20 protein-coding genes, 1 pseudogene and 1 riboswitch are annotated in these 26807 nt (G+C 73.7%); of the genes and pseudogenes, 6 read left to right on the plus strand and 15 right to left on the minus strand.

Annotated features, from left to right (window positions below):
• Nucleotides 1-5: 5 nt before the first annotated feature.
• Genes cobJ through cobM form a run of 3 tightly spaced genes read right to left on the minus strand, consistent with a single transcriptional unit; the run spans nt 6 to nt 3753 of the window.
• On the minus strand, nt 6-1697 hold the full coding sequence (gene cobJ, locus ABZ865_RS05350; protein ID WP_361224047.1) for a precorrin-3B C(17)-methyltransferase: 1692 nt from the start codon (nt 1695-1697) through the stop codon (nt 6-8).
• Complete coding sequence (gene cbiE / locus ABZ865_RS05355) at nt 1694-2938, minus strand: precorrin-6y C5,15-methyltransferase (decarboxylating) subunit CbiE (protein WP_361224049.1); 1245 nt, start codon at nt 2936-2938, stop codon at nt 1694-1696. The genes cobJ and cbiE overlap by 4 nt, the downstream gene beginning before the upstream one ends.
• Nucleotides 2935-3753, minus strand: a complete 819-nt coding sequence (cobM, locus tag ABZ865_RS05360; RefSeq protein ID WP_361224052.1) for a precorrin-4 C(11)-methyltransferase — start codon at nt 3751-3753, stop codon at nt 2935-2937. Before cobM ends, cbiE begins: the two co-directional genes overlap by 4 nt.
• Nucleotides 3754-3911: 158 nt before the next feature.
• On the opposite strand from cobM, the gene ABZ865_RS05365 reads away from it, so the two are divergent.
• Nucleotides 3912-4643, plus strand: a complete 732-nt coding sequence (locus tag ABZ865_RS05365) for a ZIP family metal transporter (protein ID WP_361224055.1) — start codon at nt 3912-3914, stop codon at nt 4641-4643.
• Nucleotides 4644-4681: 38 nt separating this feature from the next.
• On the opposite strand, the gene cobI is transcribed toward ABZ865_RS05365, so the two are convergent.
• The 10 genes from cobI to ABZ865_RS05415 form a co-directional block, all read right to left on the minus strand.
• Nucleotides 4682-5413 carry a precorrin-2 C(20)-methyltransferase gene (gene cobI, locus ABZ865_RS05370; protein WP_361224058.1) on the minus strand — a complete coding sequence of 244 codons (732 nt, stop codon included), beginning with the start codon at nt 5411-5413 and terminating at the stop codon, nt 4682-4684.
• Nucleotides 5410-6759: a cobyrinate a,c-diamide synthase gene (locus tag ABZ865_RS05375; protein WP_361224061.1), complete on the minus strand. Its 1350-nt coding sequence runs from the start codon at nt 6757-6759 to the stop codon at nt 5410-5412. The genes cobI and ABZ865_RS05375 overlap by 4 nt, the downstream gene beginning before the upstream one ends.
• Nucleotides 6753-7352, minus strand: coding sequence for a cob(I)yrinic acid a,c-diamide adenosyltransferase (gene cobO, locus ABZ865_RS05380; RefSeq protein WP_361224065.1), 600 nt, complete (start codon nt 7350-7352; stop codon nt 6753-6755). The genes ABZ865_RS05375 and cobO overlap by 7 nt, the downstream gene beginning before the upstream one ends.
• Nucleotides 7352-9349 (minus strand): putative cobaltochelatase, encoded by a 1998-nt coding sequence (locus ABZ865_RS05385; protein WP_361224069.1) that lies wholly within the window; start codon nt 9347-9349, stop codon nt 7352-7354. Before ABZ865_RS05385 ends, cobO begins: the two co-directional genes overlap by 1 nt.
• Nucleotides 9346-12996 carry a cobaltochelatase subunit CobN gene (gene cobN / locus ABZ865_RS05390; protein ID WP_361224072.1) on the minus strand — a complete coding sequence of 1217 codons (3651 nt, stop codon included), beginning with the start codon at nt 12994-12996 and terminating at the stop codon, nt 9346-9348. The genes ABZ865_RS05385 and cobN overlap by 4 nt, the downstream gene beginning before the upstream one ends.
• Nucleotides 12993-14501, minus strand: coding sequence for a cobyric acid synthase (locus ABZ865_RS05395; RefSeq protein WP_361224076.1), 1509 nt, complete (start codon nt 14499-14501; stop codon nt 12993-12995). Before ABZ865_RS05395 ends, cobN begins: the two co-directional genes overlap by 4 nt.
• Complete coding sequence (locus tag ABZ865_RS05400) at nt 14498-15460, minus strand: cobalamin biosynthesis protein (RefSeq protein WP_361224079.1); 963 nt, start codon at nt 15458-15460, stop codon at nt 14498-14500. The genes ABZ865_RS05395 and ABZ865_RS05400 overlap by 4 nt, the downstream gene beginning before the upstream one ends.
• Nucleotides 15461-15559: 99 nt before the next feature.
• Nucleotides 15560-15701, minus strand: a riboswitch (cobalamin riboswitch).
• A gap of 135 nt (nt 15702-15836) precedes the next feature.
• Nucleotides 15837-16064 carry a hypothetical protein gene (locus ABZ865_RS05405; RefSeq protein ID WP_361224082.1) on the minus strand — a complete coding sequence of 76 codons (228 nt, stop codon included), beginning with the start codon at nt 16062-16064 and terminating at the stop codon, nt 15837-15839.
• A gap of 34 nt (nt 16065-16098) precedes the next feature.
• Nucleotides 16099-17358, minus strand: coding sequence for an inorganic phosphate transporter (locus ABZ865_RS05410; protein WP_361224085.1), 1260 nt, complete (start codon nt 17356-17358; stop codon nt 16099-16101).
• Nucleotides 17359-17502: 144 nt separating this feature from the next.
• Entirely contained in the window at nt 17503-18261 is a 759-nt protein-coding gene (locus tag ABZ865_RS05415; protein WP_361224087.1) for a lysozyme, read from the minus strand.
• 176 nt (nt 18262-18437) lie between these two features.
• Here ABZ865_RS05415 and ABZ865_RS05420 point away from each other — a divergent pair, with 176 nt between their 5' ends.
• The 3 genes from ABZ865_RS05420 (at nt 18438) to ABZ865_RS05430 (ending at nt 22346) form a co-directional block, all read left to right on the plus strand.
• Nucleotides 18438-19106, plus strand: coding sequence for a class II aldolase/adducin family protein (locus ABZ865_RS05420; protein ID WP_361224090.1), 669 nt, complete (start codon nt 18438-18440; stop codon nt 19104-19106).
• A 488-nt stretch (nt 19107-19594) separates the two neighbouring features.
• A complete protein-coding gene (locus ABZ865_RS05425) occupies nt 19595-20722 on the plus strand; it encodes an alpha/beta fold hydrolase (RefSeq protein ID WP_361224093.1) in 1128 nt (375 codons plus the stop codon).
• A 196-nt stretch (nt 20723-20918) separates the two neighbouring features.
• Complete coding sequence (locus tag ABZ865_RS05430) at nt 20919-22346, plus strand: hypothetical protein (RefSeq protein WP_361224096.1); 1428 nt, start codon at nt 20919-20921, stop codon at nt 22344-22346.
• A 25-nt stretch (nt 22347-22371) separates the two neighbouring features.
• Here ABZ865_RS05430 and ABZ865_RS05435 read toward each other — a convergent pair whose 3' ends face one another.
• The gene (locus ABZ865_RS05435) at nt 22372-22782 is read right to left on the minus strand and encodes a VOC family protein (protein ID WP_361224099.1); all 411 of its coding nucleotides are present in this window, start codon (nt 22780-22782) and stop codon (nt 22372-22374) included.
• A gap of 89 nt (nt 22783-22871) precedes the next feature.
• A pseudogene (locus ABZ865_RS05440) lies at nt 22872-23643 on the minus strand (neutral zinc metallopeptidase).
• Nucleotides 23644-24638: 995 nt separating this feature from the next.
• Between ABZ865_RS05440 and ABZ865_RS05445 the strand changes: the two are divergent.
• Both ABZ865_RS05445 and ABZ865_RS05450 read left to right on the plus strand, forming a co-directional pair.
• Nucleotides 24639-25088 carry a hypothetical protein gene (locus ABZ865_RS05445; RefSeq protein WP_361224102.1) on the plus strand — a complete coding sequence of 150 codons (450 nt, stop codon included), beginning with the start codon at nt 24639-24641 and terminating at the stop codon, nt 25086-25088.
• Nucleotides 25089-25179: 91 nt separating this feature from the next.
• Entirely contained in the window at nt 25180-26778 is a 1599-nt protein-coding gene (locus tag ABZ865_RS05450; RefSeq protein ID WP_361224105.1) for an ABC-F family ATP-binding cassette domain-containing protein, read from the plus strand.
• Nucleotides 26779-26807 lie beyond the last annotated feature (29 nt).

Genomic DNA, 26807 nt, shown 5'->3' on the forward strand with positions numbered 1-26807 from the left:
GGGGTTCACCGGGCGCCCTCCTGCCAGCGGTAGCCGCGCGGGGTCACCATGCGCCCGGCGATGTTCCGGGTCGCGGTGTTGCCCACGGTGACGACCGTCATCATGTCGACCGTCGCCGGGTCCAGCGCGGCGAGCGTCGTGACCCGGCTCGACTCGTCCGACCGCGAGGCGTTGCGCACGACACCGACGGGCGTCGCCGGTTCCCGGTGTTCGGCGAGGATCGCCAGCGCCTTCGGCAGCTGCCAGTCGCGGCCCCGGGAACGCGGGTTGTAGAAGGTGACCACGATGTCCGCCTCGGCCGCCGCCCGCACCCGCCGCTCGATGACCTCCCACGGCGTGTGCAGGTCGGACAGGCTGATCGACACATGGTCGTGGCCCAGCGGCGCGCCCAGGATCGCCCCGGCCGCCAGCGCCGCCGTCACGCCCGGCACACCGACCACGTCGATGTCGTCGGACGCCTCGGCGAGCGCGGGGGAGGCCATGGCGTACACGCCCGCGTCCCCGCTGCCGATCAGCGCCACCGCATGCCCCTTGCGGGCCTCCGCGACCGCCGTACGGGCCCGCTCCTCCTCCGCGCCGAGCCCCGACTCCAGCACCCGGGTGCCCGGCCGCAGCAGATCGCGGATCTGGTCGACGTACTGGTCGAGCCCCACCAGCACGGACGCCCGCCGCAGCTCCTCGGCCGCGCGCGGCGTGAGCAGGTCCCGGGCGCCCGGGCCGAGCCCGACCACCGCGAGCCGCCCGCGCCCCGGACGCCGTACGACGGCACAGGTCGCCATGGCCGGCCGGCCGTCGGCACGCACGGACTTCCGCTTCGGCACGAGGAGTTCACCACCGCGCACCAGCGCCGCCGCCTCCGCCACGGAGGGGGTGCCGACGGCCGCGAGCGGCGCGCCGGACGGGTTGGGCACCTCGACGGCCGCCAGCTCCTCGGCCGGATACGTCACCAGCGGCACCCCCAGCCGCCCGGCGGCGGCCACGATGCCCGGCTCCTCCGACTTGGCGTCCACGGTGGCGAGTTCGGCCACCGACCGGGCCGACAGCCCCGCCTCCCGCAGCGCGTCCTCGATCAGCCCCAGCACCTCCTCGGCCGGCGCGCCGCTGGAGGCACCCACCCCCACGACCAGCGACGGCGGCCGCAGCAGCACCTCCCGCTCGCCCGGTTCGACGGCCCGGTCGGTCAGCCGGACGGTGTACGACCCCTGCTCCGACGTCGGCAGCGGCGGCAGCGGCCACGCCAACTCGGCCTCCAGGGCCACCGGTTCGCCGTCCAGCAGGGCCCGCGACACCGTCGCCACCGACCCCTCGTACGGGAACCCGAGCGTGTCGAGCCCCGGCAGCCCGACGGCGTCCGTCGCCGTCGTCACCACCGGCTCGGCGCCCAGCAACGCGCCAACCGCGCGGGCGAGTTCATTGGCGCCGCCGCCGTGCCCGCCGACCAGCGACACCGCGAACCGGACGCCCTCGTCCACGCACACCACGCCCGGGTCGGCGGCCTTGTCGCCGAGCAGCGGGGCGAGCAGCCGTACCGTCGCGCCCGTCGCCAGGAAGCACACCAGCTGCTCGCACTCGGCGAACGCGGCCCGTACGGCCTCCCCGACCGGGCCGTCGTACACCCGCGTACGGTCCGGCCAGGCCGCGGCCAGCCGGTCGCGCGCCGCCGCCCCCGCCGCGGTGGCGGAAATGAGGCCGATCACTGAGCAACTCCTTCACTGGATGCCGGGGTTCTGACGCCCCACAGCAGGAAAACGGGATTGGTGGCCGCCAGCCGGGTCACGTCACCCGGCAGCGGGGCCAGTCGGGACGACTGCAGCAGCACTCCGTCGCAGTCGAAACCGGCGCTCGTCAACGCCTCGCGCGCCGCCGGCACCCGGTCCAGCGCGGCCATCGCGACGACCACGGTGCGCCGCGCCCGCCGCGCGCACGCGCCGACGACGGCGGGCAGGTCCCGGCCCCCGCCGCCGACGAACACGGCGTCGGGATCGTCGTGCAGGCCGGACAGCGCGGCCGGGGCCTCGCCGTGCAGCACGCGTACGTCGACGCCGTGCGCGTCCGCGTTGGCGCGGATCCGCCCGACCCCGTCCGGGGTCTTCTCGACGGCGACGACGGCCGCGCCGAGCCGCGCGCACTCCACGGCCACCGAGCCGGAGCCCGCGCCGACGTCCCACACCAGGTCGCCCAGGCGCGGCCCGAGCCGGGCGAGGGCCAGCGCCCGCACCTCGAACTTGGTGATCATCGAGTCCCGGTGCGCGAACGCGTCCTCCTCCAGGGCCCAACGGGCAGGCCCCTCGGGCACCCCGGCGACCGTGCGCACGGCCCCGAGCGCCCGCGCCTCGTCCAGGCACAGCACGACGCTCACCGCCGTGCCCCAGTCCCGGGCCGCGGCCTCGGCGGGCGTCACCCGCTCCACGCGCTCGCGCTCCGGATCGCCGAGCGCGCTCGCTACGACGAGCACCCGGTCGCCGCCCGCGAGCCGCGCTCCCAGCTCGGCGGGCCCGGACCCCGGCCCGGTCAGCACCGCCACCTTCGGGTGCGCCCGGCACACGTTGACCGCAGTCCGCAGGTCACGCCCGTGCGCGCTCACCACGACCGCGTCGTCCCACGGCAGCCCGATCCGCGCGAACGCGGTGGCCACCGACGACACCCCCGGCCGCACGTCCAGCCGCCCCGCCCCGAACCGTTCGGCCAGCGCCCGCACGATCCCGAAGAACCCGGGATCACCGGAGGCCAGCACGACCACCGGCAGCTCCTTGCCGACGTACGCGCCGATCGCGTCCAGAGCAGGCGCCAGCGGCCCGAGCACGATCCGCTCCGCGCCCTCGGGCAGCCGGACCGCGTCCAGATGCCGCCGTCCGCCGACCACCAGGGCGGCCCCGGCGAGCACGTCCTCGGGAACCGGCGCGCCCGCGCCCGTCCCCGTTCCGACGACGGTGATCAACTCTTCGCCCTCTGCTCGCGCAGGGCCCGCCGCGCCTCCGGGTCGGCCTTGCGGTACCCGTGGAAGTGACCCGGGTGGTACAGGTGCGAACGCGTCCCGTGGGCGCCCAGGGCCGGACCGACCAGGAAGAGCGTGTGCTTCCAGAGCTTGTGCTCCTTGACCGTCTCCTCCAGCGTGCCGATCGTGCACCGCGCGACCAGTTCCTCCGGCCAGGTCGCCTGGTAGGCGACGACGACCGGGGTGTCCGTCGGGTATCCGCCCTCCAGCAGCTCCCGCACCAGCTGGCCGCTGCGGGCCGCCGACAGGAAGATCGCCATCGTGGTGCCGTGCCGGGCGAACTCGCGCACCTCCTCGCCGGGCGGCATCGGCGTCTTGCCGCCGCCGAGCCGGGTGAGGACCACCGACTGGGCGACCTCCGGGATGGTCAGCTCGCGCTGCGCGAGCGCGGCGACGGCGGAGAAGGAGGAGACACCCGGGACGACCTCCGTCGCGATCCCGATCTCCGCACACCGGTCCAGCTGCTCCTGCGTGCCGCCCCACAGCGCCGGGTCGCCGGAGTGGATGCGCGCGACCTTCAGGCCCTCGGCGCGGGCCCGCCGGTAGACGGCCACGACGTCCTCCAGGGACATGGCCGCCGAGTCCAGGATCTCCGCGTCCTCGCGCGCGTGCTCCAGGACCTCGGCCTGGACCAGGCTGGCCGCCCAGATCACCACGTCCGCCTCGGCGATCGCGCGCGCGGCGCGGAACGTCAGCAGATCGGCGGCGCCGGGGCCGGCACCGACGAACGTCACCTTGCCGGTGGGGGCATCGGCCATGGGAAGGGTTCCTCTCGTACGGAAACGCGAATCAGCAGGGGCGTGAGTGTCGACGGGGGGTGAGTGTCATGGGTCGACGGGGGTGAGTGTCACGGTTTGGATGGGTTTCGGCGGTGCCGGATGTGCGCGAAGGCGCCTTCATCGGATAGCAAGGCCCTATGGCGGTCTTCGTCGCGCTCGGCGCGTTCCTGATGACGCTGGCCGGCGGCTGGACGGCACAGCGCGTGACCGACCGTCGGCACCTGGTCCTGGGCCTGGCCGGCGGACTGATGCTGGGCGTGGTCGGCCTGGACCTGCTGCCGGAGGCGCTGCACGCGGCAGGCAGGGAGATCTTCGGCGTACCCGCGGCCCTGCTGCTGTTCGTGACCGGCTTTCTGCTGGCCCACCTCGTGGAGCGCACGCTGGCCGCCCGGCGGGCGGCGCACGGCGGCGACGAGCACAACCACAGGGCGCCCGAGGTGGGCCTGACGGCGGCCTCCGCGATGGTCGGCCACAGCGCCATGGACGGCGTGGCCATCGGCGCGGCCTTCCAGGTCGGCGGCGGCATGGGCACCTCCGTCGCGCTCGCCGTGATCGCGCACGACTTCGCCGACGGCTTCAACACCTTCACCATCACGAACCTGTACGGCAACGCGCGCCGCCGGGCGATCGGCATGCTCGTGGCCGACGCCCTCGCACCCCTCGTGGGCGCCCTGTCGACCGCCTTCTTCCACATCCCGGAACCGGTGCTCGGCGGCTATCTCGGCCTCTTCGGCGGCGTGCTGCTCTACCTCGCCGCCGCCGAGATCCTCCCCGAGGCCCACCACGAACACCCCGCCCACTCCACCGTGCTGTGCACCGTGGCGGGCGCGGCCTTCATCTGGCTGGTGGTCGGCGTCTCGGGCGGCTGACCCCACCAGGCCGACGGCGGCCGCGTGCACCGGCCGGTTCACAGCTTTCCGCCGCGTCCGCCGTCGCGCCGCGGAGGCGCGATCAGCGTGGAGAGGTAGGGAAGCGGCTCCCCGCCGAGCTCGGCGGCCGGCCGGACCGACTCCTCCGGCAGGCCGAGCGCCGACCCCCACACCGCGTCCCCGATCCGGCCGGTCTCCCGCAGCGCCTCGGCTACCTCGCCGGCCTGCCGCCCGAACTTGTACGCCACCACGGTCCCCGGTCCGGCCAGCGCCTCCTTCAGCACCGCCGAGCCCGCCGTCACCGGCACCAGCGTCAGCGGCTCGGTGCCCTCGGTCAGGACGGCCCCGGACCTGGCCGCCAGGTCCTGCATGGCGGTGATCCCGGGCACCGTCTCGACGACGACACCGGGGACCAGCTCCACGATGGTCTGCGCGAGATACGTGAACGTCGAGTACACGTTGGGATCCCCGATGGTGGCGAACGCGACGGACCCATGGGCGCCCAGCAGCCCGGCGACCCGCTCGCCCGCCGCGTCCCAGGCCGCCTCCCGGCGCGCCCGGTCGGTCCGCTCGTTCAGCGCGAACACCACCCGGACGACCTTCTCCTCGGGCACGTAGTGCAACACGGTCGCCTCGGCCCGTCCCCGCTCCCCGGTGTCCATCACCGGTACGACGACGACGTCCGCCGCGCGCAGCGCGTTGACCCCCTTGACGGTCACCAGCTCCGGGTCACCGGGACCGACCCCGACTCCGACCAGCCTGCTGCTCATGACGTCCGGCACCTCTCCACGAACCGACGGGCCACACCGGGCTCGGACGCCCAGTGCGTGTGCAGATAACTCGCGTGCACGCCCTGCTGTACAAAACCTTCGACCCGCCGCGCCGGGGCGGTGATCCCCCAGGCGGGAGCGGCACCGGCGCCGGGCTCGACGACCGTCCGGTGAAACTCGTGCCCCCGCATCCGCGTCCCGGCCACCGCCAGCACACTGTCCCCGACGGCCACCGCCTCCCGGTAGCCGAGAGTCAGCCGCTCACTCATCCGCGCGGAGGCGTCGAGCACGCCGCACATGGGCTTCCCGTCCAGCTCCCGGCAGAGATAGAGCAGTCCCGCGCACTCGGCGGCGACGGGAGCACCGCTCAGCGCCAGTTCGGCGACGGCCTTCCGCAGCGGTTCGTTGGCGGACAGCTCGGCGGCGTACACCTCGGGAAACCCGCCACCGACGACCAACCCAGCCGTCCCCTCGGGAAGTTCCTCGTCCCGCAGCGGATCGAAGGTGACGACCTCGGCACCGGCGGCGGTGAGCAGCTCGGTGTGCTCGGCATAGGAGAAGGTGAAGGCGGGGCCGCCGGCCACGGCGACCACGGCACGCTTCTCCGCTGTGGTGACGGGCGGTTCCCACGGAGGACAGGACAACGCTCCCGCACTCCGGGCCAGCCCCAGCAGAGCCTCGAGATCGCACCCCTGCTCGACCTGCGCGGCCATCGCGGCCACCGCGTCCACGGCATCGGTCCGCCGCTCCGCCACCGGCACGAGACCGAGATGCCGCGACGGCGTGTCCACCTGAGCCACGCGCCGCAGCACCCCGAGAACAGGAACCCCCGCCTGGTCCAGCGCCTCCCGCAGCAACGCCTCATGCCGGTCCGACCCGACCTTGTTCAGGATCACGCCCCCGACCCGCACCTCCGGATCCCAGGACGCGAACCCGTGCACCAGCGCCGCCACCGACCGGGACTGCGACGACGCGTCCACGACCAGCACCACCGGCGCCCGCAGCAATTTGGCGACATGAGCCGTGGACGCGAGTTCCCCCTCGCCCGCCGCCCCGTCGTACAGCCCCATCACGCCCTCGACGACCGCGAGATCGCACCCCCGCGCCCCGTGCAGGAACAACGGAGCGACCAGCTCCGGCCCGCACAGGTACGCGTCCAGGTTCCGCCCCACCCGACCGGTGGCGAGCGCGTGATACCCGGGGTCGATGTAGTCCGGCCCGACCTTGTGCGGGGACACGGCGAGCCCCCGCGCGGCGAACGCGGCCATCAGCCCCGTGGCGACGGTGGTCTTGCCGCTGCCGGACGACGGCGCGGCGACGACCAGCCGGGGAACGGACGTCACCACTCGATGCCCCTCTGGCCCTTCTGCCCCACGTCCATGGGGTGCTTGACCTTGGACATGTCGGTGACGAGGTCGGCGAAGTCCACCAGCTTCTCCGGCGCGTTCCGCCCGGTGATCACCACATGCTGGGTCCCCGGCCGGTTCCGCAGCACCTCCACGACCTCGTCCGTGTCCACCCACCCCCAGTGCATCGGGTACGCGAACTCGTCCAGCACGTACAGCCGGTACGTCTCGGCCGCCAGGTCCCGCTTGACCTGCTCCCAGCCCTCCCGGGCCTTCTCCTCGTTGTCCATCTGGGCGTCCCGCTGGACCCAGGACCAGCCCTCGCCCATCTTGTGCCAGGCGACGCTCCCGCCCTCGCCGGAGTCGCCGAGCACGCGCAGCGCCCGCTCCTCGCCGACCTTCCACTTCGCCGACTTGACGAACTGGAACACCCCGATCGGCCACCCCTGGTTCCAGGCGCGCAGCGCGAGACCGAACGCGGCGGTGGACTTGCCCTTGCCGACGCCCGTGTGGACGACGACCAGCGGGCGGTTGCGCCGCTGCCGGGTCGTCAGACCGTCGTCCGGAACCACACTCGGCTGTCCCTGCGGCATTACGCGGCCCTCCTGTTGCCGTTGCCCTGCACGTCCCGCACCAGCCCGGCGATCGAGTCCGCCCGCAGCTCGTCCAGCGTCACCGCCGTACCGCCCAGCTCACCCGCGAGCTGCCCCGCGAGCCCGAGCCGCACCGGCCCCGACTCGCAGTCCACGACCACGGAGGCGACCCCCTCGGCCGCGAACAACCGCGCCGCACGCCCGGCCAGCGCGACCGGCTCCGGGCCACCGGTGGCCCGTCCGTCCGTCACCACGACCAGCAGCGCCCGCCGCGCCGGATCCCGCAGCCGCTCCACCCGCAGCACCTCGTGCGCCTTGAGCAGCCCGGCCGCGAGCGGCGTACGGCCACCCGTCGGCAGCGACTCCAGCCGGGCCGCCGCCGCGTCCACCGACGAGGTCGGCGGCAGCGCGACCTCGGCCGCCGCGCCCCGGAACGTCACCAGCCCCACCTTGTCCCGCCGCTGGTACGCGTCCAGCAGCAGCGACAGCACGGCACCCTTCACGGCACTCATCCGCTGCCGCGCCGCCATCGACCCGGACGCGTCGACCACGAACAGCACGAGATTCCCCTCGCGCCCCTCGCGGGTCGCCTGCCGCAGATCGTCCCGCCGGATCACCAGCCCCGGCCCGGACCGCCCCCGCGCCCGCTGGTGCGGGGCGGCGGCCTGCACGGTCGCGGCGAGATGCAGCTTGGTCAACGTCCCTCGCGGCCGCCGGGCCCCGGTGGTCCGCCCATGCTCGGTACGCGCCCGCGAGCGCCTTCCGGCGGCACCCTCACCGATGCCGGGCACGCTCAGCACCTTGGTGCGGAACGGCTCGGCGGCCCGTACGGCCGACTGCTCCTGCGCACCGGACGCCTGCGGCTGCCCGCCCTCACCGGCCTCGGGCCGCGCGGCGCTCCCACCGTCGCCCTGAGGACCGCTGTCGGGCGCCGGCTGCCCACCGCCGCCACCGGGCCCGTCGGGGTCCGGATCGTCGTCGCCTTCTCCGGAGAACTGCTCCAGCGTCTCGTCCAGCTTGTCCTCGTCGAGCCCCGGCGCGTCGAACGGATTCCGCCGCCGCCGGTGCGGCAACGCCAGCAGCGCGGCCTGCCGGACGTCCTCCGCGAGGACATCGGTCCGCCCGGCCCACGCGGCCAGCGCGGTCGCCGTACGCGCCATCACGATGTCGGCCCGCATGCCGTCCACCTCGAAGGCGGCACAGGTCGCCGCGATCTGCCGCAGCGCGCCGTCGCCCAGCCGCACCTGCGGCAGCAACTCCCGCGCCGCCACGATCCGTTGCCGTACGGCGGCCTCCTCGCCGGCCCACCGCGCGGCGAAGCCGGACGGATCGTCGTCGTACGCCAGCCTGCGCCGCACGACCTCCACCCGCTGATCCGGCTCCCGCGAGGCCGCGACCTCCACGGTCAGCCCGAACCGGTCGAGGAGCTGCGGCCGTAGCTCGCCCTCCTCCGGGTTCATCGTGCCGACGAGCAGGAAGCGGGCCGCGTGCCGCACGGACACGCCCTCGCGCTCGACGTAGGAGGCGCCCATCGCCGCCGCGTCCAGCAGCAGGTCGACCAGGTGGTCATGGAGCAGGTTCACCTCGTCGACGTACAGGATCCCGCGGTGCGCGTCGGCCAGCAGGCCCGGTTCGAAGGCCTTCACGCCCTCCGCGAGCGCCCGCTCGATGTCCAGGGCACCGACCAGCCGGTCCTCGGACGCCCCGACGGGCAGCTCCACCATGCGCGCCGGCCGGGTCTCGAAGGCCCCCGGCTCGTGCGGCCCGTCCGGGCAGGCGGGGTCGGGGGAGCCGGGGTCACAGGAGAACCGGCATCCGGCCACCACGTCCAGCTCGGGCATCAGCGCGGAAAGCGCCCGCACCGCCGTCGACTTGGCCGTGCCCTTCTCGCCGCGCACCAGCACACCGCCCACCGCCGGGGACACGGCGTTCAGCAGCAGCGCGAGCCGCAGGTCGTCCTGGCCGACGACGGCCGTAAAGGGAAAGGGGGTGGTCACTGGTCGCCCTCCAAGTCGCCTTCCAGCTCCAGGTAGGTGGCGCGCAGCCGCTCCAGCGTGTCCGCGTCCGGCTCCGCCCACAGCCCTCGGTCCGCCGCCTCAAGCAGCCGTTCGGTGATGCCGCGCAGCGCCCAGGGGTTGGACTGCTTCATGAAGTCCCGGTTCTCCGGGTCGAAGACGTACTCCGCGCTGAGCTTCTCGTACATCCAGTCGTCCACGACGCCGGCCGTGGCGTCGTACCCGAACAGGTAGTCGACGGTCGCCGCCATCTCGAAGGCGCCCTTGTAGCCGTGCCGGCGCATGGCCGCCATCCAGCGGGGGTTGACCACGCGCGCCCGGAAGACCCGGTGGGTCTCCTCGCCCAGCGTGCGGGTCTTCACCTGGTCCGGTACGGCGCTGTCGCCCACGTACGCCTCGGGGTTGGCGCCGGTCAGGTGCCGGACCATCGCGACCATGCCGCCGTGGTACTGGAAGTAGTCGTCGGCGTCGACCAGGTCGTGCTCACGGGTGTCGACGTTCTTCGCCGCCACCGCGATCCGCTTGAACGCGGTCTCCATGTCCCCGCGTGCCGCCCGCCCGTCGAGCCCGCGCCCGTACGCGTAACCGCCCCATACCGCGTACACCTCGGCCAGGTCGGCGTCGGAGCGCCAGTTGCGGGCGTCGATCAGCGGCAGCAGACCGGCGCCGTACGCCCCCGGCTTCGAGCCGAAGATACGGGCCGTGGCGCGTCGGCGGTCACCGTGCTCGGCCGCGTCCTCGTCCACGTGCGCCCGCACGTAGTTGGATTCGGCCGGTTCGGCCAGCTCGGCGACCGCCCGTACCGCGTCGTCGATCAGCCCGACCACATGCGGGAACGCGTCCCGGAAAAACCCGGAGATCCGGACCGTGACGTCGATGCGCGGCCGGCCCAGCTCCGTCAGGGGAATCACCTCGAACCCCGTCACCCGGCGCGAGGCGTCGTCCCACACCGGGCGGCAGCCCAGCAGCGCCAGGATCTCGGCGATGTCGTCGCCCTGGGTGCGCATGGCGGACGTGCCCCAGACCGTGAGGCCGACCGACTTCGGGTATTCACCCGTGTCCTGGAGGTACCGCTGGACCAGCGAGTCGGCGAGCGACTGGCCGACCTCCCAGCTCAGCCTGGACGGAATGGCCTTGGGGTCGACGGAGTAGAAGTTGCGGCCGGTCGGCAGCACGTTGACCAGACCGCGGGTCGGGGAGCCCGAGGGGCCCGCCGGGACGTAACCGCCGTCCAGCGCGCGCAGGATGTGCCCGATCTCGTCGGTCGTGCGGGCGAGCCGGGGGACCACCTCGGTGCAGGCGAACTCCAGCACCGCGACCGCGTCAGGGAGTTCGGTGCCCAGGACCTCGCGGACCAGCGGCGCGCTCTCGGCGGCCGCCCAGTCACGGGCCTCCATGCCCTCCGCGAGCCGCCGGCACAGCTGCTCCAGCAGGTCGATCGCGTCGGACGCCGTACGTGCCGGACCCTCCACCAGGTCCGTCAGCTCCACCGGCACCTTCACCGGCGCGCCCGGCTCGGCCAGCAGCTCCTTCTCCACGAGCCCGAAGTGCGCCGCCAGCGAGGCCCGCAGCCCCGGCAGCGCGTTCGCCTGCCCGCCCCACACCTGGGAGGCGCGCAGCACGGCGAGGACGAGGTTCACGCGGGGCTCGGCGACCGGAGCTCCGCCGAGGATGTGCAGGCCGTCGCGGATCTGCACGTCCTTGATCTCGCACAGATAGCCGTCGATGTGCATGACGAACTCGTCGAAGTCGTCGTCGTCCGGCTGCTCGTCCACATGCAGGTCGTGGTGGAGCTCGGCCGCCTTGACCAGCGTCCAGATCTGCGCGCGCACGGCCGGGGCCTTCGTCGGGTCCAGGTCGGAGACGAGCGCGTACTCGTCCAGCAGCTGCTCCAGCTTGGCCAGGTCGCCGTAGGTGTCGGCCCGCGCCATCGGCGGGACCAGGTGGTCGACGACCGTGGCGTGCCCGCGTCGCTTGGCCTGGGTGCCCTCGCCGGGGTCGTTGACGATGAACGGGTAGATCAGCGGCAGGTCGCCGAGGACCGCGTCCGGTGCGCAGCCCCTGCTGAGACCGAGTCCCTTGCCGGGCAGCCACTCCATCGTGCCGTGCTTGCCCATGTGCACGATCGCGTCCGCGCCGAACGAGTTTTCCAGCCACCGGTACGCCGCCATGTAGTGGTGCGAGGGCGGCATGTCGGGGTCGTGGTAGATCGCGATCGGGTTCTCGCCGAAGCCGCGCGGCGGCTGGATCATGACCACGACGTTCCCGAACTGGAGGGAGGCCAGCACGATGTCGTCGCCGTCGACGTACAGCGACCCCGGCGGCTCACCCCACGCCTCCCGCATGGCGTCCCGCAGTTCGGGGTCGAGCTTCTCGAACCACGCCTGGTAGTCGGCGAGCGGCACGCGCGCGGGCGCGGCCGCCAGCTGGTCCTCCGTGAGCCACTCGACGTCGTGGCCGCCGGCCTCGATGAGCCGGTGGATCAACTCGTCGCCGTTGTCCGGGTATGCCGTGACGCCGTAGCCGGCCTGCTTGAGGGCGTCCAGGACGCGCACGGCCGACGCGGGCGTGTCGAGGCCGACCGCGTTGCCGACGCGGGAGTGCTTGGTCGGGTAGGCGGTGAAGACCAGCGCGAGCTTCTTGTCGGCGTTCGGCTTGTGCCTGAGCCGTGCGTGCCGCACCGCGATCCCGGCGACGCGTCCGGCCCGCTCGGGGTCGGCGACGTACACCGGCACGTCGTCCGGGCCCTGCTCCTTGAAGGAGAACGGCACGGTGATCAGCCGGCCGTCGAACTCCGGGATCGCGACCTGCATCGCCGCGTCCATGGGGGAGAGCGCGGCGTCGGACTCGTCCCAGGCCGTCCGCGAGGAGGTGAGGCAGAGGCCCTGCAGCACGGGGATGTTCAGGTCGGCGAGGGCGCCGATGTCCCAGGACTCCTCGTCGCCGCCCGCCGAGGCCTCCGAGGCATGGGTGCCGCCGGCCGCGAGCACGGTGGCGATCAGCGCGTCCGCCGTCCCCAGCAGCTCGTACAGCCCGGCGTCCGCGCCGCGCAGCGAACCGCAGTACACGGGAAGGGCGTTGGCGCCGCGCGCCTCGATCGCCGCGCACAGGGTGTCCACGAAGGCGGTGTTGCCGCTCAGTTCGTGCGCCCGGTAGAAGAGCACGCCCACGGTCGGCCGGCCGTCACGGATCTCGTACGCGCCGTGCACCCCGAACTCGGGCATCCTGCGCGGCCCTTCGAACCCCTCGCCGGTCAGCAGCACGGTGTCCGACAGGAACCGGGACAGCTCCAGCAGGTTCGCCGGGCCGCCCTCGACGAGGTACGTCAGCGCCTCCGCCACGACGCCCGCCGGCACCGACGACTCGGCCATCAGCTCGGCGTCCGGCACGGTCTCGCCGCCCAGCAGCACGGTCGGGATCCCGGACGCCTTCAGCGCGGCCAGCCCGTCCTCCCAGGCGCGCTTGCCGCCCAGCAGCCGTACGACCGCGATGTCGGCGCCCTCGATCAGGCCCGGCAGCTCGCCGGTGACGTCGACGCGGGTCGGGTTGCCGATGCGGTAGCCGGCGCCGGACGCCCGGGCCGCCAGGAGATCGGTGTCGGCGGTCGACAACAACAACACTGTGCTCATGCGGGCGCTCCCGGTGGAATGAAAGGCAGTCCTTGCGGCGCGCCCGACTCGATGAGCCGCCAGAGCGCGTCCGTGTCCGCGTGCTGTTCGATCAGGTCGCCGAGCCGGTCGAGCTGCTCCTCGCGCAGCGCGGCGAACGAGGTGTCCGGGGCGGGCACGAAGCGGCGGCCCGCGGCGGCCGCCACCTCGCGCAGGAAAGCCCGCCGGAAGCCGTCCGACTCCAGCGAACCGTGCCAGTGCGTGCCCCAGGTGTGGCCGACCCGGCAGCCGTCCAAGAAGGGTTCGCCGCCCGCTACGGAGGCGACCCCGTGGTGGATCTCGTACCCCTCGACCCGCTCTCCGAGGGCTTCCCCGGCCGGCCGGGTGAGGGTCTTCTCGCGGGCGAATCGCACCCGCACGGGCAGCAGGCCGAGCCCGGGGACGGCGCCGGCGCGCGACTCGACCTCGTCCTCGATGTGCTCGCCGAGGATCTGGAAGCCACCGCAGACGCCGAGAATGGGGCGCCCTTCCGCGGCCCGTGCGGCGAGGGCGTCCGCCAGCCCCCGCTCCCGCAGCCACGCGAGAGCCTTGACCGTCCCCCGAGTCCCCGGGATCACCACGAGGTCGGCGTCCGCCAGCTCCTCGGGCCGGTCCACGAACCGCACCACGACGCCCGGTTCGGCGGCCAGCGCGTCCACGTCGGTGAAGTTGGACATGAGCGGGATCGCGCAGACGGCGACGCGCAGGACGTCCTCGCCGACCGGGGGAGTCACCGTCGACTCGCGGACGGTGCCGCGCAGCGAGACCCGGAGTCCGTCCTCCTCGTCGATGCCGAGGCCGTGCCGGAACGGGAGCACGCCGTAGGTGTGCCGTCCGGTGAGCCCGTGCAGCATGTCCAGGCCGGGTTCCAGCAGGCTGGCGTCCCCGCGGAACTTGTTGACCAGGAACCCGGCGACCAGTTCCTGGTCCTCGGGCGAGAGCAGGGCGACGGTGCCGAAGAAGGAGGCGAAGACGCCGCCGCGGTCGATGTCGCCGACGACGAGGACGGGAAGGCGCGCGTTCCGCGCGATCCCCATGTTGACGATGTCGGTGCGCCGCAGATTGATCTCGGCGGGCGAACCGGCCCCCTCACAGATCACCGCGTCATACGTGCCCCGCAACTCGGCCAGGCAGTCCAACACCGTGCCGAGGAGCTTCTGCTGGCGCCCCCCGTGATACCCGCGTGCGCTCAGCTCGCCCACCGGCTTGCCCAGCAGCACCACCTGGCTGCTCTGCTCGCCGCCGGGCTTGAGCAGCACGGGGTTCATGAGCGCGGTCGGCTCGACGCGACAGGCCTGGGCCTGCATGGCCTGCGCCCGCCCTATCTCCGCGCCCTCCCTCGTCACGAACGAGTTGAGGGACATGTTCTGCGCCTTGAACGGCGCCACCTTGACGCCCTGGCGGACCAGCCAGCGGCAGATCCCGGCCGTCACGACGCTCTTGCCGGCGTCGGAGGTGGTGCCGGCGACGAGGAGACCACCGTTCACTTGCCACGTCCCTTCAGGCTCTTGGCGCTCTGGACCAGGAGGCGCGCGGCGACCGTGGTGCCGAGCGCGAGCAGGCCGACGCGGCGGGAGAGCCGTACGGCCCGGTCGATGTCGGTGACCCGGACGGCCCGTCCGGCGTCCCCGTTGAGCACGGGCCGGTGTTCGACGCGCCCGCCGTAGGACAGCGTCCCGCCCAGCCGCACGCCGAGGGCGCCCGCGAACGAGGCTTCGACGGGCCCGGCGTTGGGGCTCGGATGATTGGCCGCGTCCGCCCGCCACGCCCGTAGGGCGCCGCGAGGGTCGGGTCCGGCGAGCGTGGCGAGCACGGCGGTGAGCCGGGCGCCCGGCCAGCCGGCGACGTCGTCCAGGCGGGCGGAGGCCCAGCCGAAGCGGCGCAGGCGGGGGGACTTGTGGCCCACCATCGCGTCGAGGGTGTTGACGGCCCGGAACCCGACCAGCCCCGGCACCCCGCCGACCGCGCCCCACACCAGCGCGCCCACGACGGCGTCGGAGGTGTTCTCGGCGACCGACTCGACGACCGCCCGGGCGATCCCGTCGGCGTCGAGGGCCCCTGGATCCCGGCCGCACAGGTGCGGCAGCCGTGCCCGGGCGGCCGTCAGATCCCCGGCCTCCAGGGCGCGTCCGATGATCCGGGCCTCCCGGGCCAGCGAGGTGCCGCCGACGACGGACCAGGTGGCGGCAGCGGTCAGCGCGACGCGGGCGGCGGGAGAGCGGCGTACGGCGCGCTCGGCCACGGCACCCAGAGCGACGGCGCCTCCGGCGCACACGGCGGTGTGCAGCGCACCCCAGCCGCGGTGGTCGTGCCACAACGCGCCCTCCACGGCACCGGCCGCACGACCGAACACGGCGACGGGATGCCCGCGGCGCGGATCGCCGAGGAGCAGGTCGCCCAGGAGGCCGGCGGCGGCGCCGTACGCGTACGAGCGATCGGCACCCATCGGCTCAGCCGGCCGTGGGAAGGGGGGCAGTCCTGGTGCGGGTTCTCGATCGGCAGCCGAGCATGGCGATATGTCCTCACTCAGGGTGTCCACGCCCTGGTTCGACGAGACCGGCGGTGAGAGTTCCTGGCTCCCGGGGTTTCTTCCCCGGTGACAGTGGCGGGACCGCGCCGGATTCGCACCGGCTTCCTCTCCTGCCGCCGTACATGGCCTGGGCAGTCCACCACGCTCCCGGAAGGGCCGTCAACTTGCCGTTGACCTGCGCGGGGAGAGTGTGCTGAGTCCCACACCAGGGGGCCGCGGACAGACGAAAGGCTCCTCCCCGGAGCACACCGGGGAGGAGCCTTTCGGACGGTCGGTCAGACCTTGCTCGTGATCAGGCCTTGTTCATGATCAGGTAGATGCCGTACGCCACTGCCGCAGCGCAGGCCGCGAAGCAGACGTAGGCGCCGGTCACGGCCAGGGCGGCGGAGTCGCCCTGCGCCGCGGCCTTCTCCTTGCGGGACAGGCCGTTCACGCCGAGGGTGAACAGGGCCACCAGGCCGACGGTGAACGCCAGGCTGACGCCGAAGACGGAGCCGAGAGCCGCCCAGTCGATCTTCATGATGCTTCCTTCGGTAACCGGGGTGTGCTCGGGGTCAGACCGCGGCGGCCGGCGGGGTGGCCGGGGCGGCGTTGGCGGAGGCGTCGGCGGCCGGAGCCGGGATCGTGGCCGTCAGGTCCTCGGGGACCGTGCCCACCGGGGGCGGGGTCACCGCGGCGATGGCGGTGGTCACCACGCCGGCCGGCTCAGTGGCGTCGACGTCGTTGACGTTGCTGTGGTCGACGACCTCGCGGCGGGAGAACTTCCAGATCGCGGCGCTGGCGGCGACCAGGAAGACGGCGACGACGGCGGTGCCCCAGTCACCGAGGTCGGTGACGGACTCGGCGCCCGCGCCGACCAGCGCGGCGGCCGGGAGGGTCAGCCCCCAGGCGATGAACATCCGGGTCGCGGTGGACCAGCGGACCACACCGCCCTTGCGGCCCAGGCCCGCACCCATGACCGAGCCGGAGACGACGTGGGTCGTGGAGAGGGAGAAGCCGAGGTGGGAGGAGGCCAGGATGGCCGTGGCGGCGCTGGTCTGCGCGGCGAAGCCCTGCTGCGGCTCCAGGTCGGTCAGGCCCTTGCCCATGGTGCGGATGATGCGCCAGCCGCCGATGTAGGTGCCGAGCGCGATGGCCAGGCCCGCGGAGAGGATCACCCAGGTGGGAGGGTTGGAACCGGGGGCGATGGCACCGCCCGCGATCAGCGCGAGGGTGATGATGCCCATCGTCTTCTGCGCGTCGTTGGTGCCGTGGGCGAGCGAGACCAGGCCCGCGGAGGCGATCTGGCCGGCGCGGTAGCCCTTGCGGGTGGCCTCGCCGTCGGCGTTCTTGCCGATGCCGTAGGAGAAGCGGGTGGCGAGCATCGCCGCGACACCGGCCACGATCGGGGCGGCGACCGCCGGGAGCAGGACCTTGGTGACCAGCACGTCACCGTGGACGGCGCCGAAGCCCGCGGAGGCGACGGTGGCACCGACCAGGCCGCCCATCAGGGCGTGCGAGGAGCTGGAGGGGAGTCCTACCAGCCACGTCATCAGGTTCCAGAGGATCGCGCCGGTGAGGGCGGCGAAGATGACCTCGGGACGGATGCCGTTCTCATCGACGAGACCCTTGGAGATCGTGTTGGCGACCTCCACGGAGAGAAAAGCGCCTACAAGGTTGAGGGCGGCGGACATGGCCACCGCGACCTTGGGCTTGAGCGCACCGGTCGAGATGGTCGTGGCCATCGCGTTGGCGGTGTCGTGAAAACCGTTCGTGAAATCGAACGCGAGTGCGGTTACCACCACAATCGCGAGGATCAGCGAGAAGTTTTCCATTTACCCAGGCAATCGTTCGAGGTCATTGGCTGTTGGACCGTAGGCAACCTGGGTGAACGGAAGGTGAACTGAGACAGACCTGGTGGTGTCGGGAATGGAGGCTCCTGGTTCCGCTTGGGCCCCGGCGCCCCAGGCGCCCCTTGGCTAACGGCCGCTCGCGAGGGCTCGCAGCCGGCTCTGGGGCCCGTTGAAGAGATTCTGGTCACCCGGCAGGCCACCCCTGGTCCCGTACTGCCAGAAGGTCCAGTGCCACCAGCCGCCCGGCAGCGACCCCGGGTCCGGCGCGCCGTGGCTGGCGATCCACAGGGGGTGGTTCCGGGCGAACGCGTGGCTGTCGCCGGTGCAGGTGCTCCACCAGTGGGCGGTGGTGTAGATCACCGGGCGCCGGCCCGTCTCCGCCTCGATCTCGTCGCTGAACGACTGGATCCAGTCGACCATGTCCTCCTGGCTCAGCCCGTAGCACGGGTCGTGCGGGTCGTACGGGTTGTACTCGATGTCGAGCGCGGGCGGCAGCGTGCGTCCGTCCGGCCGCCAGTCGCCGCCGTGCCGCACGAAGTAGGCGGCCTGCCGGGCGCCCGAGGACTTGTCCGGCCGGGCGAAGTGGTACGCGCCCCGGATCAGCCCCGCCCGGCGTGCGCCGTCGTACTGCCGGGCGAAGTAGGGGTTGCGGTAGGCCGTGGACTCGGTCGCCTTGACGTAGACGAACCGTGCGCCGCTCGACCGGGCGTCCGGCCAGTCGACGTGCTTCTGATGGGACGACACGTCGTGCCCGCGGGGCAGTTCCGCCCCGGGCGCCGACGCGCTGGCGGACGCGGTCTGGGTGCCCGCGAGGGCGAGTGCCGCGGTGGCTGCCGCGAGGACGCCCGCGCGGCGGCGGGAAAGAGAGGGGTGATCACTGGCCATGCGTCCCTCCGGTGGCGGCGAAACGGGTCCGGCGAGCAGGAGGATCATTCAACGCCGGTGATCACGGAACGGGTGGCGTTTTTCGTATGTTTCGCGGCTATATGCACCCGTTTGGCGGCGCATCTGTTGCGCTCTGACGCGCCGTGCGCCACGCGCCGGGCTGGCAGGATCGCCGCATGGCTGAACAGCGGCGCACGGCGGGCGGGGAAGAGGCACGGCTCTGGGAGGAACTGGTCGCGACGGCGCGGCGGACGGTTGCCGACGGGCTGGTCGTCGGCACCTCCGGCAACGTCTCGGCGCGGATCGGGGACACCGTGCTGGTCACGCCCTCGGGCGTGCCTTACGACCGGCTGACCCCGGACGACATCACAGGCGTCGACCTCACCGGCCGACAGGTGCTCGGCACGCTGGTGCCGACCAGCGAGCTGCCCATGCACCTCGCCGTCTACCGCACCACGGACGCCCGCGCCGTCGTCCACACCCATGCCGTGCACGCCACGGCCGTCTCCACCCTTGTGACCGAGCTGCCCGCGATCCACTACATGAGCTGCGCCCTCGGCGGCCGCGTCCGGGTCGCCCCCTACGCGACCTACGGCACCGACGAACTGGCCGAGAACATGCTGGGCGCCCTCACCGACCGCTCCGGCTGCCTCCTCCAGAACCACGGCACCATCACCTACGGCACCACCCTCGACCAGGCCTACGACCGCACCGCCCAACTGGAGTGGATGTGCCGGCTCTGGCTGACGGCCTCCTCGATCCCCGGCCTCACCCCCTCCCTCCTCACCGACCCCCAGCTCTCCGAGGTCACCGACCGCCTGAAGGGTTACGGCCAACAGGGGTGACCCCGACCCTGCGACGGGGTACCCCTCCCCGCCGTGCGACCCGGACGGCCTCCCGGTGGAGAGCGTCGTGCTCCGCCGGGGCGGCGGTCAGCCACGACCTGAAGGGGGTACGGCGGGCGGGGGTGACCCCGACCGTGCGACTGGGAACCCATCCCCGCCGTGCCACACGGACGGCCTCCTGGCGCAGAGCGTCGTGCTCCGCCGGGGCGGCGGTCAGCCACGACCCGAAGGGGTACGGCCGGCGGGGGTGACCTCGATCGTGTGTCGAGGTGCCCCTCCCCGCCGTGCGGTGCGGATGGCATCCGGTGCAGAGCTTTGTGCTCCGCCGCGGCGGCGGTCAGCCACGATGTGCGTGTCCGGCGGTGCCGAACCGGCCCGCACCGCCTTGGGTGTCGTACCGCCGAACGGTCGGAGGTGTCGTACCGCCGAACCGCCGGAGGTGCCTCGCTCCACTGGCCGCCCTCGCCGACCCCCACGACACTGGACGGGTGCGCACCGCCAAAGCGACCGCCGCCGCACTCACCGCCGTGCTGGCCGCCGGCGCGGCCTCCGTGGCCGCCGGACGGCTCGCCAGTGATGCCGCGCTGAAGGCGCCCGCGGGCCGGCCCCTGCCCACCGAGCCCCGGCTCACCGTGCACGCGACGGCGGCCGGCCGGATCACCCTCACCCGCGACCTGGCCTCCCTGCGCCCCGGCACCTACGGCCTCGCCGGCAACGGCTCCCACGCGGTCGTCGGCGCCGTGCTGGCGTCGGCCGAGCACAGCGCCGACACCGTCGTACGCCGCCTCGAACGCGTCACGCACGGCACCCTCGGCTCCGGCGACGCGGTGTGGCTCACCCCGAACGTGTACGTCGGCAACCCCGGCACCGCCCTCGGCCTCGACCACACCGACCTCGACGTGCCCGGCGAACTGGGCACCCTGCCCGCCTGGTTCGTGCCGGGCCATCGGAACACCTGGGTGATCGCGGTCCACGGCCTGGGCGCGACCCGCGAGCAGGCCATGAACGTCATGCGCTTCCTGCACGAGCGCCGCCTCCCCGTCCTCGCCCTCGCCTACCGCGGCGACCCCGGCGCCCCGCGCCCGCCCGACGGCCTCGGGCACCTCGGCGAGACCGAGTGGCGCGACGTGGACGCCGCGATCCGCTACGCCGTCCGCTACGGCGCCCGCCGGGTCGTCCTCCTCGGCTGGTCCACCGGCGCCACCATGGCCCTGCGCACCGCCGAGCACTCGCCGGTGCGCGAGCGCGTCGCCGGACTCGTCCTCGACTCGCCGGTGCTCAGCTGGGAGACCACGCTGCGCGCCCTGGCCCGCGCCCACCACATCCCCGGCCCCCTGCTGCCGCTCGCGGTCCGGGCCGCGCAGGGCCGGGCCGGGCTCTCCGCCGACCAGGTCGCCGACAACGCCGATCCCGGCCCGCCGCCCGCGCCCACCCTGATCTTCCACGGCCCGGACGACCTGGTGGCCCCCTGGGAGTACTCCCGCCACCTCGCCGCCCGCCACCCCGACCGCGTCGCCCTGCACACCGTCGCGCAGGGCTCGCACGGGGCGATGTGGAACGTGGACCCGGCGGCGTACGAGGAACGCCTGCGCCGCTTCCTGATACCGCTGATGTGAGCCATCTCCCGACGCGCGCGACCCGGCCCCTCCACCCCGAGTCGGAAGCCCCGGTTCCATCAGTTCCGTTTAGGGCCGTACGACTGGCCGGATCACGTCTCCTCGCCCATCACCGCACCCCGTGCATTGGCCACCCCCGTCGCCCCCCGTGACATTCCGTTTGGGTTTTCGGACCGTCAACCGGAAGACTGCACCCGTGACGTCCCGTATCCCGCGCGACTCCAGGCTTCGACTCGTCCGACCGCGACCCCTGGCCGCCGCCCCCAGAGCTGTGAACCAGCGGCGCCCACGCCGCCCCGCCCCGCGGCCCCCGGAGGGCACCCCGGCCCCCTCCGAACTGGCCAGAATGGCGCGCACCGGCCTGGCCGGCGCGGTCCGCGTCGCCCGCTGGGCCGACGCCGCCCTCGGCCCCGGGAGCGGCGCCGCCACCGCCGACGGCAAGGCCACCCTCTCCGACGCGACCGCCGAACGTGCCGCCGCCGACCTCGGCCTGACCGCCGCCCAGGTCCGGGCCGACTGGGACACCGCCCGACTCGCCGGACTCGTCGAGGTGCACGGGGACAGCGCGCGCCCCGGCTGGCGCCTGCGCGCCTGGGACCGCGACGACAGCGCCGTGCTGCGCGGCTGGGTCGCCCTCTTCGACGCCTGGTCCCTCGCCTCCCCGGAACCCGAGGACCACGAGCCCGCCACCGTCGCCGAGGTCGTCTCGGCCATGCCCCAGGTGCTCTCCTTCCTCCAGCTGTCCGCCGGTCCCGTCCCGGTCGAGCAGCTGCTCGACCTGCTCCAGCAGCGGGTCACCGAACTCCGCACCGAGCGCTGCGAGATCTCCTACGCCTCCGGGGCCGCCGGCTCCGCCGGCCTGGCCGAGCAGCTGCGCCCGGCGGAGCCCGCGCCCGCCGACGACGCCCCGCTCGCCCCCCTCCTCGACTGGGCCGTCCACGCCCTCGCCTCCGTCGGCGCCCTCACCCGCGGCGACGGCGACGTCACCCTCACCCCGCTCGGCAGCTGGGCGGTCTGGGTCAAGCTGGAGCAGATCTGCGTGGCCGCGCAGAGCCCCGCCGGCAACATCGAGCAGTCCGCCGAGGACATGCTCCGCGGCTGCGCCCAGCTCCGCCCCAACGCCGCCCGCGCCGAATACCGGGCCTGGCTCGCCGCCCGCACCGTCGGCAGCGCCGTCGGTGAACTCATCCACGCCGCCCGCGGCGAGGACGCCCTGCTGCGCGGCCTCGCCTTCGAGGCGCTGCGCGTGGTCGGCGCCCCCGCCGAGCCCGACGTCCGCGCGGTCCTCGACGAGCCGGCCCTCAGGCCGTACGCCCTGCTGTGGCTCGCCGAGCACGACGGCGTCGACGCGGAGGACGCCCACGAGGTCCTCACCCGCGAGGAGGCCACCTGGCTGTGGGTCGACACCGCCGCCGCCGTCGCCGACCACGGCGAGACGGAGATGCTGGTGCGGCACTTGGAGGCCGCGGTGCAGCCCACCGTCCCCACGCTGCTCGACGAGGTGCGTGCCGTGGGCCACCCGCGCACCGTGCAGGTCCTGGTCGCGCTCGCCGCCGCGCACCCCGACCCCGCCCTCGCCAAGGCCGTGCGCCGGGCCGCCTTCCAGGTGCACACCGGGGGATGACCTCCCGGCGCCGGGAGCGGGCCGCTCAGCCGCCGATCTCGGGGGCGTACGTCCCGAAGCTCCAGATGTTGCCCTCGGCGTCCCGGGCCAGGTAGTCCCGCGCGCCGTAGTCCTGGTCCGTCGGGGGCATCAGGATCTCCGCGCCGTGCTCCAGGGCCCGCTGGTGGTGGGCGTCGACGTCGTCCACGACGACGTACACCCCCGCGGGGCCCGCGTCCTTCATCGCCGTGTCGAAGAGGCCCCCGCGGCCCTTGGAACCGACCATCACCGCGCCGTTGCCCTGGACCAGCTCGGCGTGCATCACCGTGCCGTCCTCGGTCTCGTACAGCGACAGCTCGGTGAAGCCGAAGGCCTCCGTGAGCTGCCTGATCGCCGCCTTCGCGTCCGCGTACAGCAGCGTCGGGTAGATGCTCGGCCGTCCGCCCGTGCCCGCCATGCCGATCACTCCTTCGTGCGTCGGTTCCGTGGTGCTTCGCAGTCTCGTCCGTGATGCTTCCGAGTCTGGCAGCCGCCACTGACAACGCCTCAGCGGAACGTGTCGCAGCGGGCCGGGTCCCCGGTCCGGAACCCCTGCTGGAACCACTGCTGCCGCTGCAGCGCCGACCCGTGCGTCCAGGTCTCCGGCGTCACCCGCCCCTGGAACCGCTCCTGGATCCGGTCGTCGCCCACGGCCGCCGCCGCGTCCAGACCGTCCTGGACGTCCGCCGCCGTGAGGCTGGTGATCAGCGGGCGTCCCGTCGACTCGTCCGGCGTCGTCGTCGCGTGGTGCGCCCACACCCCGGCGTAGCAGTCCGCCTGCAGCTCCGTCCGCACGGAGTTGCTGTTCGCGCCGGTCAGCCCGTCCTGGGTGCGGCCGAGCGTGCCCATCAGGTCCTGCACGTGATGGCCGTACTCGTGCGCCACGACGTACGCCTGCGCGAACGCCCCGCCGCTCGCCCCGAACTTCGTCCGCAGGTCGCCGAAGAACCCCAGGTCCAGATAGATCTTCCGGTCCGCGGGGCAGTAGAACGGCCCGACCGCCGACGTCGCCAGGCCGCAGCCGGTCGTCCCTGGTGTTCGCGTCCCGCCCGGTGCGGCAGGTCTGCTGGACCTGGGCCAGGGAGGAAGCGGCGGGTCCGGGCGAGTCACCGGAGGACAGGCCGAGCTGGTCCGGGCCGACGCCCAGGAAGAGGGCCAGCAGCAGGCCGATCAGCCCGACGACGCCACCACCGACGGTCGCCCGGCCGCCCGGGATCCGGCGGCCGCGCACATCCTGCACCTCGGAGGTGTCCAGATTCGCGTCGTCGTCGAACTGCACACGCCCCCCGCCTTCCGCCCGCGTCGCCGCGCTCCTGGTTCGCAGCCTGGCGCATCGTTGCCCGAGCCACCTCCCCGGAGGCGGGGACGAACGCCCGAACGGCGTACGCCCCGCCCCTTCCCGGGCCGTGTCCCCGCGCCGTTCCCGGCCGCACCTCCCGCCCCTGGCTACGCTCGTGCGTCCGTCCTGTGGCCGTCGTGACCGAAGGGGGGACGGTGACCGCACCACCACATGGCCCGGCACCCCGGACCCAGCCCGGTCAGCCCCCTGCCGGCCAGCCTCACGCCAGTCGGCCCCACGCCGGCCAACCCAACGCCGGACGGCCCCACTCCGGTCGAGCCCACGCCGACCGGAACCAAGCCGCCGCCGAGGACGCCCCCACCCGAACCCCGGCCCCCACACAGTCACCGGACACCTCCGGCCCCCCACCGCGACCGGACACCTCCGGCCCCGCACCGCGACCGGACACCTCTGGTCCCGCACCGCGACCGGACACCTCCGGCCCCGCACCGCGACCGGACACCTCTGGTCCCGCACCGCGACCGGACACTTCCCGTCCCGCACCGCGACCCGACACCCCGGCCCCCGCACCGGCACCGAACCCCGCCACACCCCCCACCCCGCACCCTCCGCACACCCCACCCCACGCCCACTCCCGCTCTCACCCCCACCCGCACCCGCACCCGAACCCGAACCCGAACCCGCACCCCCACCCCCACCCCCACCCCTCCCGCATCCGCCCCGCAGCAGCCACCGTCGCTCTCCTCGCCCTCTGCCTCCTCGGTGCCGCCCACCACCTCCGCCCCGCCCCCTACGGCGACCGCCTCACCACCGGCCGGCAGGCACCGGGCGTCGAGCCGCACGCCGACGACGGCCCGCCGCGTCCGGACGACGGCTCGCCACGCCTTCGGGGCGCCGCGGTCGAGGCCCACGATCCCCGCACCGGGGCGCTGCGCTGGCGGTACGCGCGCGAGGGGCGGCGGGCGCTCGCGGTGGTGCCCGCGCGCGGGCGGGCGATCACGCTGTGGGACGACGGTCTCGTCACCGGCACCGACGGCGGCTCCGTGCGCTGGCACCGCGCGCTGCCCGACGCGGCCGGCTGGCTCGCCGAGCGGGGCGGCACCGGCGTGCTGCGCCCCCTCGGCAAGGGCATCCTCGCCGTCGTCACCCCGCACCGCGTCACCGCGTACCGGACCGGCGACGGTGACCTGCGCTGGGTGCTGCCGGCCCGCCAGGACTGCGTCTTCGCTCCCGAACGTGCCGTACGCCACACCACGGCCCTGCTGCTCGCCCAGCCCTGTGCCGGCGGCGCCTGGACCGGGCAGGTCGTGGCCCTGGACGACCTGGGCCGGATCACCCCGGACCGCACCCCGCTGGGCAACGACGGCCCCGTCGGCCGGTCCGAACAGGCGCACGTAGAAAAACCGCTTGCACGGCCCCGTTAGAATTGGCCCATGGCCATTCTCCTCGCGCATTAGACGGCGGGAACGTCCTCAGCCGCCCACCGCCCCTCCTGTACGCCCTGGAGTCTGACCCTTGATCTCCGCCTCCGGTATCGAGCTGCGCGCCGGTGCGCGCATCCTCATCGAGAACGCCACGTTCCGTGTCGCCAAGGGCGACCGCATCGGCCTCGTCGGCCGCAACGGCGCGGGCAAGACCACCCTCACCAAGTGCCTGGCCGGCGAGGGCATCCCGGCCGCCGGCCAGATCGCCCGCTCCGGTGAGGTCGGCTACCTCCCGCAGGACCCCCGCACCGGCGACCTCGACGTCCTCGCCCGCGACCGCATCCTCTCCGCGCGCGGGCTCGACGTGCTGATCCGCAAGATGCGCGAGAACGAGCAGCGCATCGCCAACGGTCTGGGCGCCACCCGCGAGAAGGCCCTCAAGCAGTACGAGCGCCAGGAGACGGAGTTCCTCACCAAGGGCGGGTACGCCGCCGAGGCCGAGGCGGCCACCATCGCCGCCGCGCTCAACCTGCCCGACCGCGTGCTCGGTCAGCCGCTGCACACGCTCTCCGGCGGTCAGCGCCGCCGTGTCGAGCTGGCCCGCATCCTGTTCTCGGACGCCGACACGCTGCTGCTCGACGAGCCGACGAACCACCTCGACGCCGACTCGATCGTCTGGCTGCGCGACTACCTGAAGACGTACCGCGGCGGCTTCATCGTGATCTCCCACGACGTCGACCTGGTCGAGACGGTCGTCAACAAGGTGTTCTACCTGGACGCCAACCGCGCCCAGATCGACGTCTACAACATGGGCTGGAAGCTCTACCAGCAGCAGCGCGAGGCCGACGAGAAGCGCCGCAAGCGCGAGCGCGCCAACGCAGAGAAGAAGGCCGCCGCGCTCAACGCGCAGGCCGACAAGATGCGCGCCAAGGCCACCAAGACGGTCGCCGCGCAGAACATGGCCCGCCGCGCCGAGAAGCTGCTCTCCGGCCTCGAAGAGGTCCGGATGTCCGACAAGGTCGCCAAGCTCCGCTTCCCGGAGCCCTCGCCCTGCGGCAAGACCCCGCTGATGGCCGAGGGCCTGTCGAAGTCGTACGGCTCCCTGGAGATCTTCACCGACGTCGACCTGGCCATCGACAAGGGCTCCCGGGTCGTCATCCTCGGCCTCAACGGCGCCGGCAAGACGACCCTGCTGCGCCTGCTCGGCGGGGTCGAGAAGCCCGACACCGGCCAGGTCGTCCCCGGTCACGGCCTCAAGCTCGGCTACTACGCCCAGGAGCACGAGACCCTCGACCCGGACCGCACGGTGCTGGAGAACATGCGCTCGGCCGCCCCCGACATGGACCTGGTCGAGGTCCGCAAGGTGCTCGGCTCGTTCCTGTTCTCCGGAGACGACGTCGACAAGCCGGCCGGTGTGCTCTCCGGTGGTGAGAAGACCCGCCTGGCCCTCGCCACGCTGGTCGTCTCCTCCGCCAACGTCCTGCTCCTGGACGAGCCGACCAACAACCTCGACCCCGCCAGCCGCGAGGAGATCCTCGGCGCGCTGCGCACCTACAAGGGAGCGGTCGTTCTCGTCACCCACGACGAGGGCGCCGTCGAGGCGCTCCAGCCGGAGCGGATCATCCTGCTGCCGGACGGCGTCGAGGACCTGTGGGGCTCCGACTACGCGGATCTCGTCGCCCTCGCTTGATCGAAAGAGTGATCCACTGCGTATGGATC

The sequence above is a fragment of the Streptomyces sp. NPDC047085 genome (assembly GCF_040643735.1).
GTDB lineage: Bacteria > Actinomycetota > Actinomycetes > Streptomycetales > Streptomycetaceae > Streptomyces.

Coding starts and splice junctions, on each gene's coding strand:
- cobO (WP_361224065.1), bottom strand. CDS start 7,352: ATGCCGCAGGGACAGCCGAGTGTGGTTCCGGACGACGGTCTGACGACC.
- ABZ865_RS05420 (WP_361224090.1), top strand. CDS start 18,438: ATGGCTGAACAGCGGCGCACGGCGGGCGGGGAAGAGGCACGGCTCTGG.
- ABZ865_RS05400 (WP_361224079.1), bottom strand. CDS start 15,460: ATGGGTGCCGATCGCTCGTACGCGTACGGCGCCGCCGCCGGCCTCCTG.
- ABZ865_RS05365 (WP_361224055.1), top strand. CDS start 3,912: ATGGCGGTCTTCGTCGCGCTCGGCGCGTTCCTGATGACGCTGGCCGGC.
- ABZ865_RS05410 (WP_361224085.1), bottom strand. CDS start 17,358: ATGGAAAACTTCTCGCTGATCCTCGCGATTGTGGTGGTAACCGCACTC.
- cobI (WP_361224058.1), bottom strand. CDS start 5,413: ATGAGCAGCAGGCTGGTCGGAGTCGGGGTCGGTCCCGGTGACCCGGAG.
- cobM (WP_361224052.1), bottom strand. CDS start 3,753: ATGGCCGATGCCCCCACCGGCAAGGTGACGTTCGTCGGTGCCGGCCCC.
- ABZ865_RS05435 (WP_361224099.1), bottom strand. CDS start 22,782: ATGGCGGGCACGGGCGGACGGCCGAGCATCTACCCGACGCTGCTGTAC.
- ABZ865_RS05415 (WP_361224087.1), bottom strand. CDS start 18,261: ATGGCCAGTGATCACCCCTCTCTTTCCCGCCGCCGCGCGGGCGTCCTC.
- cobN (WP_361224072.1), bottom strand. CDS start 12,996: ATGAGCACAGTGTTGTTGTTGTCGACCGCCGACACCGATCTCCTGGCG.
- ABZ865_RS05405 (WP_361224082.1), bottom strand. CDS start 16,064: ATGAAGATCGACTGGGCGGCTCTCGGCTCCGTCTTCGGCGTCAGCCTG.